General features: G+C 64.6%; 14 protein-coding genes. 9 read left to right on the plus strand and 5 right to left on the minus strand.

Annotated features, from left to right (window positions below; translation table 11 throughout):
* Window positions 1–11 precede the first annotated feature (11 nt).
* From HBF25_RS01100 to HBF25_RS01140, 9 genes are all read left to right on the plus strand, one after another.
* Window positions 12–359, plus strand: a complete 348-nt coding sequence (locus tag HBF25_RS01100; RefSeq protein WP_166945749.1) for a hypothetical protein — start codon at window positions 12–14, stop codon at window positions 357–359.
* 108 nt (window positions 360–467) lie between these two features.
* Window positions 468–767 carry a hypothetical protein gene (locus HBF25_RS01105; protein ID WP_243852918.1) on the plus strand — a complete coding sequence of 100 codons (300 nt, stop codon included), beginning with the start codon at window positions 468–470 and terminating at the stop codon, window positions 765–767.
* A 64-nt stretch (window positions 768–831) separates the two neighbouring features.
* Window positions 832–1,365 carry a gamma carbonic anhydrase family protein gene (locus HBF25_RS01110; protein ID WP_166945751.1) on the plus strand — a complete coding sequence of 178 codons (534 nt, stop codon included), beginning with the start codon at window positions 832–834 and terminating at the stop codon, window positions 1,363–1,365.
* A 143-nt stretch (window positions 1,366–1,508) separates the two neighbouring features.
* Window positions 1,509–3,557: a M3 family metallopeptidase gene (locus tag HBF25_RS01115; protein WP_166945753.1), complete on the plus strand. Its 2,049-nt coding sequence runs from the start codon at window positions 1,509–1,511 to the stop codon at window positions 3,555–3,557.
* Between the two features lie 55 nt (window positions 3,558–3,612).
* Window positions 3,613–4,380 carry an exodeoxyribonuclease III gene (gene xth / locus HBF25_RS01120; RefSeq protein ID WP_166945755.1) on the plus strand — a complete coding sequence of 256 codons (768 nt, stop codon included), beginning with the start codon at window positions 3,613–3,615 and terminating at the stop codon, window positions 4,378–4,380.
* Window positions 4,329–5,048, plus strand: a complete 720-nt coding sequence (locus HBF25_RS01125) for a YecA/YgfB family protein (RefSeq protein ID WP_166945757.1) — start codon at window positions 4,329–4,331, stop codon at window positions 5,046–5,048. The genes xth and HBF25_RS01125 overlap by 52 nt, the downstream gene beginning before the upstream one ends.
* Before the next feature lie 228 nt (window positions 5,049–5,276).
* Window positions 5,277–6,113 (plus strand): pirin family protein, encoded by an 837-nt coding sequence (locus HBF25_RS01130; protein WP_166945759.1) that lies wholly within the window; start codon window positions 5,277–5,279, stop codon window positions 6,111–6,113.
* A 123-nt stretch (window positions 6,114–6,236) separates the two neighbouring features.
* A complete protein-coding gene (locus tag HBF25_RS01135; protein ID WP_166945761.1) occupies window positions 6,237–6,920 on the plus strand; it encodes an HAD family hydrolase in 684 nt (227 codons plus the stop codon).
* Window positions 6,921–7,014: 94 nt separating this feature from the next.
* Window positions 7,015–7,389: a hypothetical protein gene (locus HBF25_RS01140; protein ID WP_166945763.1), complete on the plus strand. Its 375-nt coding sequence runs from the start codon at window positions 7,015–7,017 to the stop codon at window positions 7,387–7,389.
* Between the two features lie 154 nt (window positions 7,390–7,543).
* Here HBF25_RS01140 and HBF25_RS01145 read toward each other — a convergent pair whose 3' ends face one another.
* Genes HBF25_RS01145 through HBF25_RS01165 form a run of 5 tightly spaced genes read right to left on the minus strand, consistent with a single transcriptional unit; the run spans window position 7,544 to window position 14,735 of the window.
* Entirely contained in the window at window positions 7,544–10,291 is a 2,748-nt protein-coding gene (locus tag HBF25_RS01145) for a glycoside hydrolase family 15 protein (protein ID WP_166945765.1), read from the minus strand.
* A gap of 4 nt (window positions 10,292–10,295) precedes the next feature.
* Window positions 10,296–11,117 carry a carbohydrate ABC transporter permease gene (locus HBF25_RS01150; protein WP_166945767.1) on the minus strand — a complete coding sequence of 274 codons (822 nt, stop codon included), beginning with the start codon at window positions 11,115–11,117 and terminating at the stop codon, window positions 10,296–10,298.
* Entirely contained in the window at window positions 11,114–11,992 is an 879-nt protein-coding gene (locus HBF25_RS01155; protein WP_166945769.1) for a carbohydrate ABC transporter permease, read from the minus strand. Before HBF25_RS01155 ends, HBF25_RS01150 begins: the two co-directional genes overlap by 4 nt.
* The gene (locus HBF25_RS01160; protein ID WP_341778005.1) at window positions 11,989–13,263 is read right to left on the minus strand and encodes a sugar ABC transporter substrate-binding protein; all 1,275 of its coding nucleotides are present in this window, start codon (window positions 13,261–13,263) and stop codon (window positions 11,989–11,991) included. The genes HBF25_RS01155 and HBF25_RS01160 overlap by 4 nt, the downstream gene beginning before the upstream one ends.
* Window positions 13,260–14,735: a glucoamylase family protein gene (locus HBF25_RS01165; protein ID WP_243852920.1), complete on the minus strand. Its 1,476-nt coding sequence runs from the start codon at window positions 14,733–14,735 to the stop codon at window positions 13,260–13,262. Before HBF25_RS01165 ends, HBF25_RS01160 begins: the two co-directional genes overlap by 4 nt.
* Between the last annotated feature and the right edge of the window lie 126 nt (window positions 14,736–14,861).

Genomic DNA, 14,861 nt, shown 5'->3' on the forward strand with positions numbered 1-14,861 from the left:
AGGAGCCACACATGTATCGCATCCTTCTTTCGGCCCTGTTCGTGGCCGCTCCGCTGGCTGTATCGGCCCATACCCCCACCGATAGCATGGTTTTTCCGGCCGCTGCATCGCAGGCGGACCGACCCGTTCCGGGTTTCGGTGGCGGCAACGACGTGCGTCGTTGTGGCATCACCGACATGGCCGCTTTCGACGCCTACGTCGCCACGCGTCCGACCCCGGTCGAATTCCGCAGCCGTTATTCGTGTCTGACCCTCGTGCTTCCCGGTGACATGGCCACCCGCGAACTGCGCATGGACAACAGCCGGTACTTCGCTGATCTGGACGCGCACGGCCGTATCCAGGGCGGCAGCTTCCGCTGATTCCGCAGGCAGGAAGGAGGCGACCCTCCTTCCTGCCGAATACGTTCATGGTTGGCATACCCCATTCGGGGGATAATCGGCCCTCCCCCAAGGCAAGGAGCCTGCCCCATGCACCGTCTCGCCACGCTTTTCTTCATGGCCGTTCTCGGCGTCGCCATCCTCAGCGCATGCCGCACTGCGCCTGCCGCCAGCCAGCCAGCGCCGGTCGCCGGTTTCGTCACCGATACCAAGGCCTTTGACGCCTTCATCGGTACGCATCCCACGGCGGCCCAGTTCCACGCGGCCTATCCCGATGTCCTGCTGGTGATGCCCAATACGGCCACCACGATGGAAATCCGCATGAACAACAGCCGCTATTTCCCGCAGTTCGACGCGGATGGGCGCATCACGGGCGGCCGCTTCCAGTAAACCGGTCCGGGCCGGGGCGCGAAGGCGGTATCCTGCCGGCTACGTTCACGGTCCCTTGAAGCTCATGCCCCATGCCATCCGCCCGTTCCGGGGCATCCTTCCGCGCCTTGGTGCCCGCGTCTACGTCGATCCGGCCTCTACGGTCATCGGCGACGTCGAGCTGGGCGATGACGTGTCGATCTGGCCGGGTGCCGTCGCCCGCGGCGACGTGCATCACATCCGCATCGGTGCCCGCAGCAATCTCCAGGACGGCGCGGTGATCCATGTCACCCATGATGGCCCTTACACACCGGGCGGCTTCCCCACCCTGATCGGCGAAGACGTCACCATCGGTCATGGGGCGGTCATCCACGCCTGCACCATCGAAGACGCCTGCCTGATCGGCATGCATGCGACGGTGCTCGACGGTGCGGTGGTGAAGAAGCATGCCTTCGTGGCCGCCGGTGCCCTCGTCCCTCCGGGCAAGGTGGTCGGCGAGCGGGAGCTGTGGGTGGGCAATCCGGCGAAGATGGTGCGCGTGCTGAGCGACAAGCAGGTCGAGCAGCTCTACTACTCCGCAGCCAACTACGTCCGCCTGAAAGACGAATACCTGCTGTAGGAGCGCGCCTTGCGCGCGACCGGTGAGCGCGATAACGGTCATCCGTCGCGATGACCGGTCGCGCGCAGGCGCGCTCCTACAGGGGGCGGCTGCTTGATTTGATGCGCCGCTGGCTCCACGCTGGGAATCCGAGAGGAGATCCCATGGACAGCACCACCAACCCCCTTCTTGATCCCAGCGGCGACCTGCCGGCGTTTTCGGCGATCCGGCCCGAGCACGTGGAGCCTGCGGTCGACCGCCTGATTGCCGCGCAGCGCGCCGGCATCGATGCCATCACGGCAGCGGGCGCAGCCCGCGATTTCGAGCACGTGATCCTCGCCCAGGAACGCCTCGACCAGACCCTTTCGCGGGCCTGGTCGCCGGTAAGCCACCTGCATTCGGTGGCCGACTCCGAAGCCCTGCGCAAGGCACACGGCGCGGCGGAAGAAAAACTCACCGACCACGGCATCGAAATCGGCCAGAACCGCGATCTTTATGCGGCGACCCAGGCCGTGGCCGACCGGAGCGACTTCGCTTCGCTGCCGGTGGCGGCCCGTGCGGCCGTCGAGCACGCCTTGCGCGATTTCCGCCTGTCCGGCGTAGCCCTGGAAGAACCGGCGCGCAGCCGCTTCCGCGAGATCGGGGTGGAGCTGTCCAGGCTCAGCACCGAATTCTCCAACGCGGTGCTCGACGCCACCGAGGCCTGGCACAAGCACATCACCGACGAGCGCGACCTCGCGGGCATTCCGGAGTCCGGCCGTGCCGTGCTGCGCGAATACGCCCGCGAAGCCAACCTCGACGGGTATCTGGTCACCCTCAAGCAGCCCAGTGTCCAGGCCGTGCTGACCTATGCCGAGAATCGCGACCTGCGTTTCGACGTGTACTACGCCTACCAGACCCGCGCCTCGGACCAGGGCCCGAACAAGGGCAAGTTCGACAACTCCGAGCGCATCGACCGGATCGTCGCCCTGCGTCACGAAGCCGCCCAGCTCCTGGGCTTCGCCAATGCCGCCGAGGAATCGCTGGCCACCAAGATGGCCACGTCCCCGCAGGTGGTGCTCGACTTCCTGCGCGACCTCGTCGCGAAGGCCCGCCCCCGTGCGAAGGAAGAACTGGCAGAACTGCGCAAGTTCGCCACGGAACGCCTGAAGATCGACAACCTGGAGCCGTGGGACGTCGGTTTCGCTGCCGAAAAGCTGCGCGTCGAGCGCTACGCGCTCGACGAAGAGCAGCTGAAGCCCTACTTCCCCGCCCAGCAGGTCGTCGACGGCCTGTTCGCCGTGGTGAATCGTCTCTACGGCGTCACCTTCGCGCCGCGCGACAACGTGGACACCTGGCACAAGGATGTCCGCTACTACGACCTGCGCAATGCCGACGGCACCGTTTTCGCGGGCGCCTATGTCGACCTCTACGCACGCTCGGGCAAGCGTGGCGGCGCCTGGATGGATGTCTGCGAGGCGCGCTTCCGCGACGGCGGGCACCTGCAACTGCCGGTGGCCTTTCTCACCTGCAACTTCCCGCCCCCGACCGACGGCGCGCCGGCCCTGCTGACGCACGACGACGTGCTCACGCTGTTCCACGAATTCGGCCACGGCCTGCACCACATGCTGACCGAGGTGGATATTCCGTCCGTCGGTGGCATCGACGGCGTCGAATGGGACGCGGTGGAGCTGCCCAGCCAGTTCATGGAGAACTTCGCCTGGGATCGCGAAGCCCTGCGCCTGTTTGCCCGTCACTACCGCACGGGCGAGGAGCTGCCCGACGAGCTGTACGAGCGCATGCTCAAGGCCCGGCATTTCCACACCGGCATGTTCCTGGTACGCCAGCTGGAGTTCGGCCTGTTCGATTTCCGCCTGCACCTGGAATACGACCCGGCAAAGGGTGCCCGTCCCATGGACGTGCTGGAGTCGGTGCGCCACGAGGTGTCGGTGCTGCATCCGCCGGCCTGGCAGCGTTTCCCGCACGGCTTCACGCATATCTTTGCCGGCGGTTATTCGGCCGGTTACTACAGCTACCTGTGGGCCGAAGTCCTCTCGGCCGATGCCTTCGAGCCTTTCGAGGAAGCCGGCGTGCTGGATCGTGCCACGGGCGAGCGGTTCCGCCGGCAGGTCCTGGCCGTAGGCGCCACGCGTCCCGCGCTGGAATCGTTCAAGGCCTTCCGTGGCCGCGAGCCGCAGCCGGGCGCCCTGCTGAAGAGCTACGGGCTGGCCTGACGATGAAACCCGTGTGACGCCGGGTCGTCACACGGGTTTCCTTTACAATGGGGCGATGAAGATCGCTTCGTGGAACGTCAACTCGCTCAAGGTCCGCCTGCCCCATCTCCAGCAATGGCTGGCCGAGGCGCAGCCGGACATCGTCGCGCTGCAGGAAACCAAGCTCACCGACGACAAGTTTCCGGTGGACGAGATCGCCGCCATGGGCTATCGCTCGGTGTACTCCGGGCAGAAGACCTACAACGGCGTCGCCATCCTGGCGAAGCAGGAGCCCGTGGACGTCGTGACGGACATCCCCGGCCTCGACGACCCGCAGCGACGCATCCTCGCCGCCACCGTTGGCGATATCCGCGTCATCGATCTCTACGTAGTGAACGGCAAGGCGCTGGGCGACGAGAAGTACACCTACAAGCTGCACTGGCTGGCAAAGGTGCGCGACTTCATCGAGAAGGAAATCGCACGACACCCGAAGCTCGTGGTACTGGGCGATTTCAACATCTGCCGTGACGATCGCGATGTCTACGATCCGGTGGCCTGGGGCGAGGACATCTTCTGCTCCCCGCCCGAGCGTGCCGCCTTGCAGGCCATCCTCGATACGGGCCTGCACGACAGTTTCCGCCTTTTCACCGAAGAAGGCGGCCTTTTCAGCTGGTGGGACTACCGTCAGGCAGCGTTCCGCCGCAACATGGGTCTGCGAATCGACCTCATCCTCATCAGCGATGCGCTCAAATCCGTGGCGACCTCGTCGATCATCGACAAGGCCCCGCGAAAATGGGAGCAACCCTCCGACCATACGCCGGTGGCACTGGAGCTGACGCTTTGAACGTACCCAAGTCCGAATGGCCGAGTTCCCTCGACGACAAGGAACTCGAAGAACTCGACACCTACCTGCGCGCGCACGGCGGTGAGGGCGATCTCATGCTCGACGGCGTGCATGGTCTGCTCTCGGCGGTGGCGGTGGGCCCGCTCGAAATCAAACCCGAAGAGTGGCTGCACGAAGTGCTGCACGAGGCGTTCGACGACGAGGACGAAGGCAACCGCGTGCTGGCGCTGCTGGCCAAGCTCAACGACTCGATCAGTGCCGAGCTCGACGTCGATGCGTACGAGCCCATCCTTGGTGAGATCGATACCGAGGAAGGTCCTCTGCTGTCGGCCGCCGGCTGGTGCGAGGGTTTCAGCCGCGGCATCGACATGCGTGCGGGGGTGTGGGAAAACCGCCTCGCCGAAGACCCTGACCTGATGCAGCTGCTGGGTCCGGTGATGGCCCTGGCCGTCGATGAAGGCGTGCTCCAGGCAGACGCCGAGTTCGAGAAGCTCAGCGACGAGGAATACGATGAGTGCCTGGGGCAGCTGCCCGAGGTGCTCAATGCGGTGAACGAATACTGGCGCCAGAAGCCGCCGACCGAGGACGAGATCAAGTCGATGGTGGCTCCGCGTCCCGAGGGGGACGATCATCCGCCGCGGCAGCGTTCCGGGCATTGGGTGCATTGATCGGGATGTTTCGCCTGGCCGGTCGCGCGCAAGGCGCGCTCCTACAGGATCGCGGTGGGCCCGGGGGGGGCGACGTGGCTTGTTGTGTAGGAGCGCGCCTTGCGCGCGACCGGCCAGGCGATAACCCCGCACCCCCACACCGAAACAGATCGTTCACCCCACACACCTAGGCATCCCCCGTCCCCGGGCGCATCTTGTGCGCATCAGAAGCACACCCCGGAGCACGACATGACCCATCGCAGCATCATCCGCCGCGTCCGCGGCATGGATACCGCCGACGGCGCCGGCGTGAAGCTCAAGCGCGTCATCGGCCAGCCAGCCCTCGACATGCTGGACCCCTTCCTGCTGCTCGACGAATTCCGTTCCGACGACGCGGGCGACTACATCGAAGGCTTCCCCGAGCATCCCCATCGCGGCTTCGAAACCGTGACCTACATGCTCGCCGGCCGCATGCAGCACGGCGACAACCACGGCAACCGGGGCGACCTGGGTCCGGGCAGCGTCCAGTGGATGACCGCTGGTCGCGGCATCCTGCATTCCGAGATGCCGCAGCAGGAAGCCGGCCTGATGTGGGGCTTCCAGCTGTGGGTGAACCTGCCGGCCTCGGACAAGATGACCACGCCGCGCTACCAGGACATCCCGCCGGTCGACATCCCGACGGTGCATCCGGCCGAAGGCGTGACCGTGAAGGTCATCGCGGGTGAGCTGGACGGCGCGACGGGTCCGGTCTCGGGCATCGTCACGGCGCCGGTTTACCTGGATATCGCGCTCGAACCCGGCGCGACGCTCGACCTGCCGCTACCCGAGGGCCATAGCGCATTCGCCTACGTGTTCGACGGCGGAGCCGCCCATGTGGCCGGGCAGGTGCTGGATCGCAGCGAGCTGGCCGTGTTCTCGCGCACCGGCGATACCGTGCCGCTGGCGGCTGGCCAGACGGTCACCCGTATCCTCGTGGTGGCGGGTCGGCCGCTGTCCGAGCCGGTGGCCCGCTACGGCCCGTTCGTGATGAACACCCCCGAGCAGATCCACGAGGCCATCGCGGACTTCCGCGCCGGCAAGTTCTAAGGCCGCTGCAGGAGCGCGCCTTGCGCGCGACAAGCCAATGAAGCGGCGATGCGGGGTATTCCGGAGACATTCGGTAACTCCGGTCGCGCGCAAGGCGCGCTCCTACAGGTGTAATCTTCGGGTATGTCCAGACAAAAGCACGCCTTCCTCTTCGATCTCGACGGCACCCTCGTCGACAGCGTCTACCAGCATGTCCTCGCCTGGAAGGAATCGCTCGACATGGAGGGCATCGATCTCTCCGTGTGGCGTATCCACCGGAAGATCGGCATGAGCGGTGGCCTGTTCACCGATATCCTGCTGCGTGAGACGGGTACCGAGATCACGCCCGAGCGCATCGACCGCCTGCGCCGCAACCACGCCGCCGCCTATGGCCGGCTGGCCGAGGCAGGCGCCGTGAAGCCCCTGCCGGGCGCCGTGGAGCTGCTGCGCTGGCTCACCGACGCGAAGATCCCCTGGGCCATCGCCACCAGCGGCCGCATGGAAACGGCGGCCCACAACATTGCCGCGCTGGGCGTGGACCCGCACACGATCCCCGTCGTCACCCGCGACCAGGTGCGCCACGCAAAGCCCGATCCGGACCTCTTCGTCACCGCTGCCGAGCGCCTGGGCACCGATATCCGCGATGCCATGGTCATCGGCGACGCCATCTGGGACATGCTGGCCGCCCAGCGGGCCCGGGCCCTGGGCATCGGCCTGCTTTCAGGCGGTTATGGCGAGAATGAACTGGAGCGTGCAGGCGCCTATCGCGTCTTCGAGGATCCGGCCGATCTGCTTCGCCATATCGATGAAGTGGCGGCACGAAGCTGAACGAACGCAAGAAGTTCCGTAGCGCGTTCAACTTACGGACGGGTAACGGCACTTAGCATCGGACGTCTGACGCTGTTGTGAGGTCGATGTACCCATGCGTTCCATCATCAATCGCTTTCTCTTCACCGCCGTGCCGCTGACGGCGGCGCTGATCATCGCCGCCTGCTCGCATGCCGAGCCTCCGGCCCCCGAAGCTGCATCCGCCGCGGCCACCACGGCAGCGTCCTCCCCTGCGCCGGGCAGGGCCGCTCCGGCCAATCCGGCTCTTGGCTCGCCCGAGTGGCTTGCCTGGGTCGACAAGATCCTTGCGGTCAGCGATGACGGTCACGGCCCCACGCCGGGTTCGGCGGAATGGGATGACGCCGTGAATCGCAAGCTGGGACAGGAAGCGCCGCAGGCCAAGCCAGGCTCCGCCGAATGGCAGCAGTCGGTGGATGCGCTGCTGCGTACGCGCGTGGCGACGCATTGAGCCGGTAGGTCGGGTGCTTTCGTAGCGCGTCGGGTGCGAGTGTCTACGTGGTGGGTTTCCGGGATGCTGGGTCGCGCGCAGGCGCGCTCCTACATTCCCCTGTAGGAGCGCGCCTGCGCGCGACCGCCGAAGGCGCATGAGCCCATGCCCTCGACTACAGAGAGACCTCCTGCGCGGCACCGGTCTGCGCCAGCCTCACTTCCTTCCCCGGCAATGAAAGCACCAGTCCGCCCGGCGGCCGGATCGCCTGTGTGACAGTCACCCAGGCACGCCCATCCTTCACCTTGAGCGTATAACCCAGCCGCCCATACGGCGTACGCAGGTCACGTACCGACACGCCCTCACCTTCCAGCCAGTCCATGGGCAACCCTGCGCCGAGGACGATGGCATGGTCATCGGTCCGCTCGTAGGCGAACAGGTCCAGCGCCGAGCGTACGTAATCCGACGCAATCCACGCGTGCGGCATGTCGCCGACAAAACGCGGCTTGCGCGGATCATGACCGACCACCTCTGCCCACTGGTTCCAGGCGGCAGGCCTGCGATCTGCAAGGAAAAACGCCAGCAGCTCGCCGACGCGATCACGCCAGCCCAGCCGGACGAAGGTGGCGATCACGCGAACCTCATAAGGCGTGTAATCGTCCCAGTCGCGCCGGCCATCGCGACGCGCGACAAAGTCGCGCCAGTAGCGTTCAAACGTGGCGTCGAGCAAGGTCCTGGGCAGATGCGACTGCTCACCACCCGGCGACAACGCAATGGTCGTCGACGTCGCATCGAAATCCCCCAGCTCGGCTGCGCCCGGGATGAAATCGATACCTTTCTCCTTCACGGCCGCAGCGATGGATGCATGCAGATCATCGCGGAACTGATCGCGCGATGCCGTAAATCGCCGGACATCCTCGCCACGGCCCATCGCCTGCGCGAGGCTTACGGCATCGTCATATCCCTTCAACGCCCAGAAATCGTCCCAATACGAATGCATCGGCTTGGCCGAGTACCCTTCGTGGCTGATCGATGCAGGCATGAGTCCGTACAAAGCCCGATCAGCACCATCCAGGCGGGCGGGCTGTCGCTCCGACAAACGTAGGCGGTCCATGTAATCGATAGCCTTGCCCGCATACGGATAGAGCGATGCGAGCATCGTGCGATCGTGTGTGTAACGCCACAACTCGGCCATGGCGAAGACCAGCTCGCCATGGCTGTCGTTCTCGGGCACCGGATCGGAACCCCGCGCATCCACACAGCACGGTACCTTGCCGTTACTGAACTGGTGCGGCGCGTACCAGCGTACGAACTCACTCGCCACATCTTCGTGCCCTGTTCGCAGCAACCCCTCAAGCATCATCGCGCCGTCGCGCACCCATGTCCGCGAGTAGGATCGGGTGCCCGGTTGCAAGGCCGGCCCGTCGCGTGAGATCAGCATATGGGCGATGCCGGTCTTCATCGTATCGACCACGGGTTGCGCCATGGCCGGTACGCGCAGATCGACCCGATCGAGCGCTTCATGCCATTGCGACGCTACGGTATCGGCATGGGCCTCAAGCCAGTGCGCCGCGTCGGCGGGACGTGGTACATCGATGCCGGGCGTTGACGGCACCACGAGGCCCAGATCGACATGCCCATGCGCCGGCAGGCGAAGCTCATAGAGCAACGCACCTTGTGCGAAACCCTTCGGATCGCTGACCCGCGCTACGCCATCATGGGGTTGTACCGTCGCCACGGTGTCGCCCCTGGACCATTGGTCCACGAGGGTACTGGCTTTATCCGCCTGGGCCACGAAACGCGATGGCGTCTGCAACGGAATCACCCGTCGCTCGCTGTTCACGACCAGGGCATCGCCTATCCACGACATATCGTGGATAGGCGACATGCCGCCCGGTGCATTCAGGAACTGCGTCGGCGGGTTGACCTGGAAAGGACGCGCAGCCAGCGCGAGCGTGACGTTTCTCTCCTTGTCGCTGTCGTTGGCCACCCGGTAGGACAGCACGAGCAACGACCCGCCTGGCTTGCCTTCGGCAAAAGCCGCACTCGTAAGCCGGAGCCCATCGCGTGCCCACGTTACCGACGGCATCGGAAGATAGCGTTCGCGCAATGCCTGGGTGGCCGTGACGTCCGCCCATGTCGTCAACCTGCCGTTCTCGATGAGAAACGGCTCGATGGTGAAGCCGCCCCGCGTTACTTCGACGGCACCATCCTCGGAGATCAACGCCGAATCCTTCGATCCGCCATCGACACCGATGATCGTCCAGTACGACTGCTCACCCGAGAAACCGCGCGGATAGATCCCGCGGCGCCCGTGCTTCGCCCGTGTCTCGAACATCGCGTTCGATGTGACTGCAACGGGCGGAACGGCTGCGATCTGGCGAGGCGTGAGCCGCAGATTGTCGAAACACACCTCGCCCTTGTCGGCAGCACCCGCTGGCTGGGCCTCCTTGTAGACCATGAACTCGATGGCCTGTGTATGGCGCAGCACGCGGTCCTTCGTCGGTCCCCAGGCGAACTCCACCTCGCGACTGGTGGCCTGAACGGTCCGCCAGGAAGCCGACGGCACGAAGCCCGGCTTCTGGAACCACCATACATTGTCACCGCTGCCATCGATGAGCTTGAGCTGCAGGGTATTCGCCGGCATGTCGCCACGCACATCGAACGACAACATGAATCCGGCCGGGAAATCGACGGGTAGCTCACGACGCATCGAGGCCGAGCCGGACACGCCGTTGAAGTCGAACGCCAGGCACAAGGCACGGCCATGCTTGCCGGACACCGGATGCAACGACGCAGATACATCGTCGGTATGCGCAGCGGTCCATCCCGAAGCAGCATCGAATCCATCGAGCAGGCGCGGCGCATCCGTTGCGTGGACGAAGCCATATGGAAGCAGCCATGCCAGCAGGAAACGACGCATGGATTCAGCCCTTTACGCTGCCAAGCAACAAGCCTTCAAGGTAATACCGCTGCAAGGCGAGGAACAACACAAGCACGGGAAGGATCGTCACCACCGAGCCGGCCATCATCAGTTCGCTGTCCTGCACGTGCTCGCGTGATAGCGACGCCAGTGCGATAGGCAGCGTGTAATGCTCCTGCCCGGTCAACGCGATCAACGGCCACATGAAGTCGTTCCATGCGGCCAGGAAGGTAAAGATCGCCAGCGTTACCATGATGGGTTTGAGCAACGGCATCACGATGGTGGCGAAGATGCGGAATTCGCCGGCACCGTCGATCCGGGCGGCTTCCAGAAGATCGTTGGGGATGCCGCTCGCATACTGGCGTACGAGGAAAATGCCGAAGATCGTCGCCAGCGCGGGCACGATGATCGCACCGTAGGTATTCACCAGACCCATGTACTTCAACAACAGGAACAGGGGCAGCATCGCTACCTGGGCGGGAATCACCAGCGCGCCGAGCAGGCCCTGGAACAGCTTCTGCCGTCCGGTGAATTCCAGCTTGGCGAAGGCATAACCCGCCATCAGGTTGAAAGCCAGCGAGATCACCGTGATGGCGGTGGAAATCAGCAGGCTGTTGAACAGGTAACGCCCCATGCCGGCATTCATGAACAGCTGGCGATAGTTCGCCAGCGTCGGGTGGTCGGGCAGGATGGGCGGCGGCAGTGCGCTGGCCTCACCCGGTGTCATGAACGACACCGACAGCATGTACAGCAGCGGCGCAATGGCGATGCCTGCCCAGGCGATAAGCAGGCCATTGATCACGGCCTTGGCGCTACGCGGACTCATGCGGCTTCTCCCCGCTTCGACAGGCGAAGCATCGTGGCGGTAACCGCGAACATGATCGCGAACAGGATGAAGGCCACGGCGGAGGCGGAGCCGAGATTCCACCACTTGAAGCCTTCTTCGTACATCAGGTAAAGCACCGAGGTCGTGCTTTGCAGCGGGCCGCCTTCGGTCATCACATACGGCTCGGCAAACAGCTGGAAATAGCCAGAGACGGTGAGGATGCTCACCATGGTCATCGTCGGCTTCAGCATGGGCAGCGTGATATGGCGGAACTGCGCCCAGGCCGACGCGCCGTCGATGCGCGCGGCTTCGTAAAGATCACCCGGAATCGCCTGCAGGCCCGCCATGAAGATGATCATGTTGTAGCCGAAGTTCTTCCACACGGCGAACAGGATGATCGTGGGCATCGCCCAGTGCGGGTCACCCAGCCAGTCCATGGTGGGCATGCCGATGGAATCCAGTGCGTAGTTGATCAGGCCGTACTTCGTGTTGAACAGGTAACGCCAGATCACCGCCACGGCGACCACCGTCGTCACCACGGGCGCGAACAACGCCGTACGGAAGAACGGCTTGAACCGGGCCAGGGGCGAATTGAGCAGCATGGCTGCACCAAGCGAGGCCAGCAGCGATAGCGGCACGCCCACCACCACGAAGTACACGGTGTGCCCCAGCGCAGACCAGAACAGGGGGCGGTGCAGCAGGGTCCAGTAGTTGTCCAGCGCAATGAAGCGCAGGTTGCGGATATCCGCCAGCGCGTAGAGGTCGTAGTCGGTCAGTGACAGCGCCAGCGCGGCGATCACCGGCAGCAGGAAGAACAGACCGAGGATGACCAGGGCGGGGGTGATGAAGATCCAGGCGGCGCGTGAGGGCTTCATGGGGTTGCCTTGTGGCCGCGGTCGAGCATCCAGCGGCGTTTCTCCAGCAGGCGGTCGGCGCGGCGATCAATTTCCGCGGCGGCCTCGTCGACGGTGATATCGCCATGGGCGGCCTGCGCGGCCACCAGCTGCATCTCCGTGACGATGCGTTCCCACTCGGCCACCTGGGGCGTGGGTTTCACCCGCTCAAGCTGCTCGCGGAACGCGGTGGCCTTGTCGTCATGGCGCAAGGCCGGGGCGTCCCAAGACGAACGGCGCGGCGGCATGTCGCCCAGGATGGCGTAGAAGCGCTCCTGGATATCGGGACGGGAGAGGAACTCCACCAGCGCCCAGGCCTCGTCCTTGTGCTTTGACGCCTTGTAGATCACGAGGCTGGAACCGCCGGCATTCGATGCGCCGGGGCCATCCGGTCCGGGGAGCGGCGTGGTTCCCCAGTCGTCCTGTTGCTCCGCAGGCAGGCGCTTGCGGAATTCGCCGATGTTCCACGGGCCCGATAGATAGAACGCGTAGAAGCCCTGTCCGAATGCTGCCCACGGATTGCCGATGCCGACGTTGGTCATCATCGGGGCCTGCTGGTCGCGGAAAATCGAGACGTAATAAGCCAGCGCCTTGCGGAAGCCCGCGCTGCGGAAATTGCCGTAGCGGCCATCGTCACGCAGCAGCGGTTCGTCCTGCTGCAGGGCCAGCGCGAGCAGTTGCTCGAATTCATTGGTCGGCAGCAGCACGCCATACGCCTGGCCCTTCGGCTGGGCCAGCTTCGCCATCATGGCCTGCCACTCGGCCCAGTCGCGCGGAGGATGGTCGTAGCCAGCCCTGGCCAGCAGGTCCTTGCGGTAAAACAGCAGGCGTGTATCGACATACCAGGGCACGCCATACAGGGTGCCGTCGATGACATTGGTCGACCAGATCGCCGGGAAATAATCCTTTGGATCCACGACGCGGGATGCCGTGACGCGCTTGTCCAGTGGTTCGAGGGCACCCAGGGCCACCATTTCCGGAATCCAGGTATTGCCCAGCTGCGTGATGTCCGGAGTGGAATCGCCGGCATAGGCCGTCAGCAGTTTCTGGTGCGCGGCCGTGAGCGGCAGCTGCTGCACGACGACATGCAGGCCGGGATGCTCGCGTTCGAACTCCGGCAACAACTGGCGCACGGCTTCGCCTTCGCGGCCGATGGTCCAGAACTGCAATTCACGCGTCCCTGTGTCGGTCTTGCCGCAAGCGGTGGCAAGACAGGCGAACGCCAGGAACAGCGCGGTAGCGAACGACTTCACCACAGCTCGGCCGCCGTGTCCGCGTCGAGCCAGCCGCCGCTGAAGCCTGCGCGCTGCAAGCCCTTGCGGATATACGGATTGCGCTTCATCACGTTCCAGACGAAGTCGCTGCGGTAGTTCTCGATCATCAGCACGATCGGACCCTGGTCGATGCCAAGGTGCACCGTGTCGGCCCAGCCGAAGCCCGGCACGACGCGCCCGGTGCGCAGGTCCGTATGGGTATCGAAGCTGAGGTTGAAGGCATCCACGAAACCGTATTTGGTATAGATGTACTGGCCGTAGCGCTTCTTCATCTCTTCCAGCGCAGGAATCACGATCTCCGGTGCGAAGGCAATCGAGCCACCGGCCGCCGTCGGCACGATGGTGCCGTCGTCCGAGATGTAGTCGAGACCGGCGCCGCGCGCCGTATAGCCGTGGAAAGTGCGCTCCTTGTCACCCTGCTTCACGATCAGGCCGCCGGGGCCGTTGCTGGCCGTGAGACCCCAGACATCCTTGCCGTAGCCCTTCCAGCCGCCGGGGTTGGCGATGGCATAGGCCTGCTGCGAATAGGTGGCGCGGCGGCTGTTCTCGAAATAATCGAGGTTGTGCTCGCGGTTCCATTCGTCACGGATGCCACGGAAGTCTACCCAGGTATGGCTGTACTGGTGACCGAACATCGGTGCGAAGTTCAGGAAGGTCTGGCCGTGGAATTCGCCCCAGGTCTTGTCGTAGGTCTTCGTCCAGGCGGACCAGGCATCGTCGCCCACCGGATGCGTGGGAGAGCCGAGCGCGAGGATATAGACGAGCATGCCTTCGTTATAGCCCTCCCAGTCATGCGGGATGGTGCGGCCGCCCGGCGTCCAGCCCATGCTGATCAGCGGTGAACGCTTCTGCAGCCAGGTCCAGTCGATGCCGCGATAGATGGCGTCGGCAAGCTCGCGGATTTCCTTTTCCTTTGGCGTGTCATGGTCGTAGTAGCTTTGTGCGAACAGCACGCCACCCAGCAACAGGGTGGTGTCCACCGACGACACTTCGACCCAGTTGGCAAAGCGCTTGCCGGTCTTCATGTCGAGGAAGTGATAGAAGAAGCCGTGGTTGCCCGTTTCGCCCTCTTCGGCGTCGCCTTGCGGCGCGTTCTTGAAGAAGCGCAGCGTGGCCAGCGTGCGATCGATGGCCTGGTCGCGGGTGATCCAGCCACGCTCCACGCCCACGCCATAGGTGGTGAGGCCAAAACCCACGGCGGCGATGGAGGCGAACGAATCGCCGGGGTAATGATCGGGAATGAGTCCGTTCTCCGGGTTACCACTGTCCCAGAACCACTGGAAGCTGCGCTTCTGCAGGTCGGCGATGGTCGCCGGAATGGCATGCGGTTCGCTCGCCACCGCATGGTGTGTGGCACGGGCTTCGGCTTTCTGGGCCATCGAGAACGGTGCGACGGTGGCCAGCAGAACGCCCAGGGCGACGGAGAGGCTTTTCTTCATGGAGGCTTGCATGGCGATCCTTGGAGGAGGCGGTCACGAACGCCGTGGGGCCGGCGGTATACGGGTAAAACGGATGGCGATGGACGTTAGCATGGTGGTGCAAACGTTTACATTGCCGTGTGGAAAATTCTCCGTTCC

It is taken from the genome of Luteibacter anthropi (genome assembly GCF_011759365.1).
GTDB lineage: Bacteria > Pseudomonadota > Gammaproteobacteria > Xanthomonadales > Rhodanobacteraceae > Luteibacter > Luteibacter anthropi.

Coding starts and splice junctions, on each gene's coding strand:
- HBF25_RS01100 (WP_166945749.1), top strand. CDS start 12: ATGTATCGCATCCTTCTTTCGGCCCTGTTCGTGGCCGCTCCGCTGGCT.
- HBF25_RS01105 (WP_243852918.1), top strand. CDS start 468: ATGCACCGTCTCGCCACGCTTTTCTTCATGGCCGTTCTCGGCGTCGCC.
- HBF25_RS01110 (WP_166945751.1), top strand. CDS start 832: ATGCCCCATGCCATCCGCCCGTTCCGGGGCATCCTTCCGCGCCTTGGT.
- HBF25_RS01115 (WP_166945753.1), top strand. CDS start 1,509: ATGGACAGCACCACCAACCCCCTTCTTGATCCCAGCGGCGACCTGCCG.
- xth (WP_166945755.1), top strand. CDS start 3,613: ATGAAGATCGCTTCGTGGAACGTCAACTCGCTCAAGGTCCGCCTGCCC.
- HBF25_RS01125 (WP_166945757.1), top strand. CDS start 4,329: ATGGGAGCAACCCTCCGACCATACGCCGGTGGCACTGGAGCTGACGCT.
- HBF25_RS01130 (WP_166945759.1), top strand. CDS start 5,277: ATGACCCATCGCAGCATCATCCGCCGCGTCCGCGGCATGGATACCGCC.
- HBF25_RS01135 (WP_166945761.1), top strand. CDS start 6,237: ATGTCCAGACAAAAGCACGCCTTCCTCTTCGATCTCGACGGCACCCTC.
- HBF25_RS01140 (WP_166945763.1), top strand. CDS start 7,015: ATGCGTTCCATCATCAATCGCTTTCTCTTCACCGCCGTGCCGCTGACG.
- HBF25_RS01145 (WP_166945765.1), bottom strand. CDS start 10,291: ATGCGTCGTTTCCTGCTGGCATGGCTGCTTCCATATGGCTTCGTCCAC.
- HBF25_RS01150 (WP_166945767.1), bottom strand. CDS start 11,117: ATGAGTCCGCGTAGCGCCAAGGCCGTGATCAATGGCCTGCTTATCGCC.
- HBF25_RS01155 (WP_166945769.1), bottom strand. CDS start 11,992: ATGAAGCCCTCACGCGCCGCCTGGATCTTCATCACCCCCGCCCTGGTC.
- HBF25_RS01165 (WP_243852920.1), bottom strand. CDS start 14,735: ATGCAAGCCTCCATGAAGAAAAGCCTCTCCGTCGCCCTGGGCGTTCTG.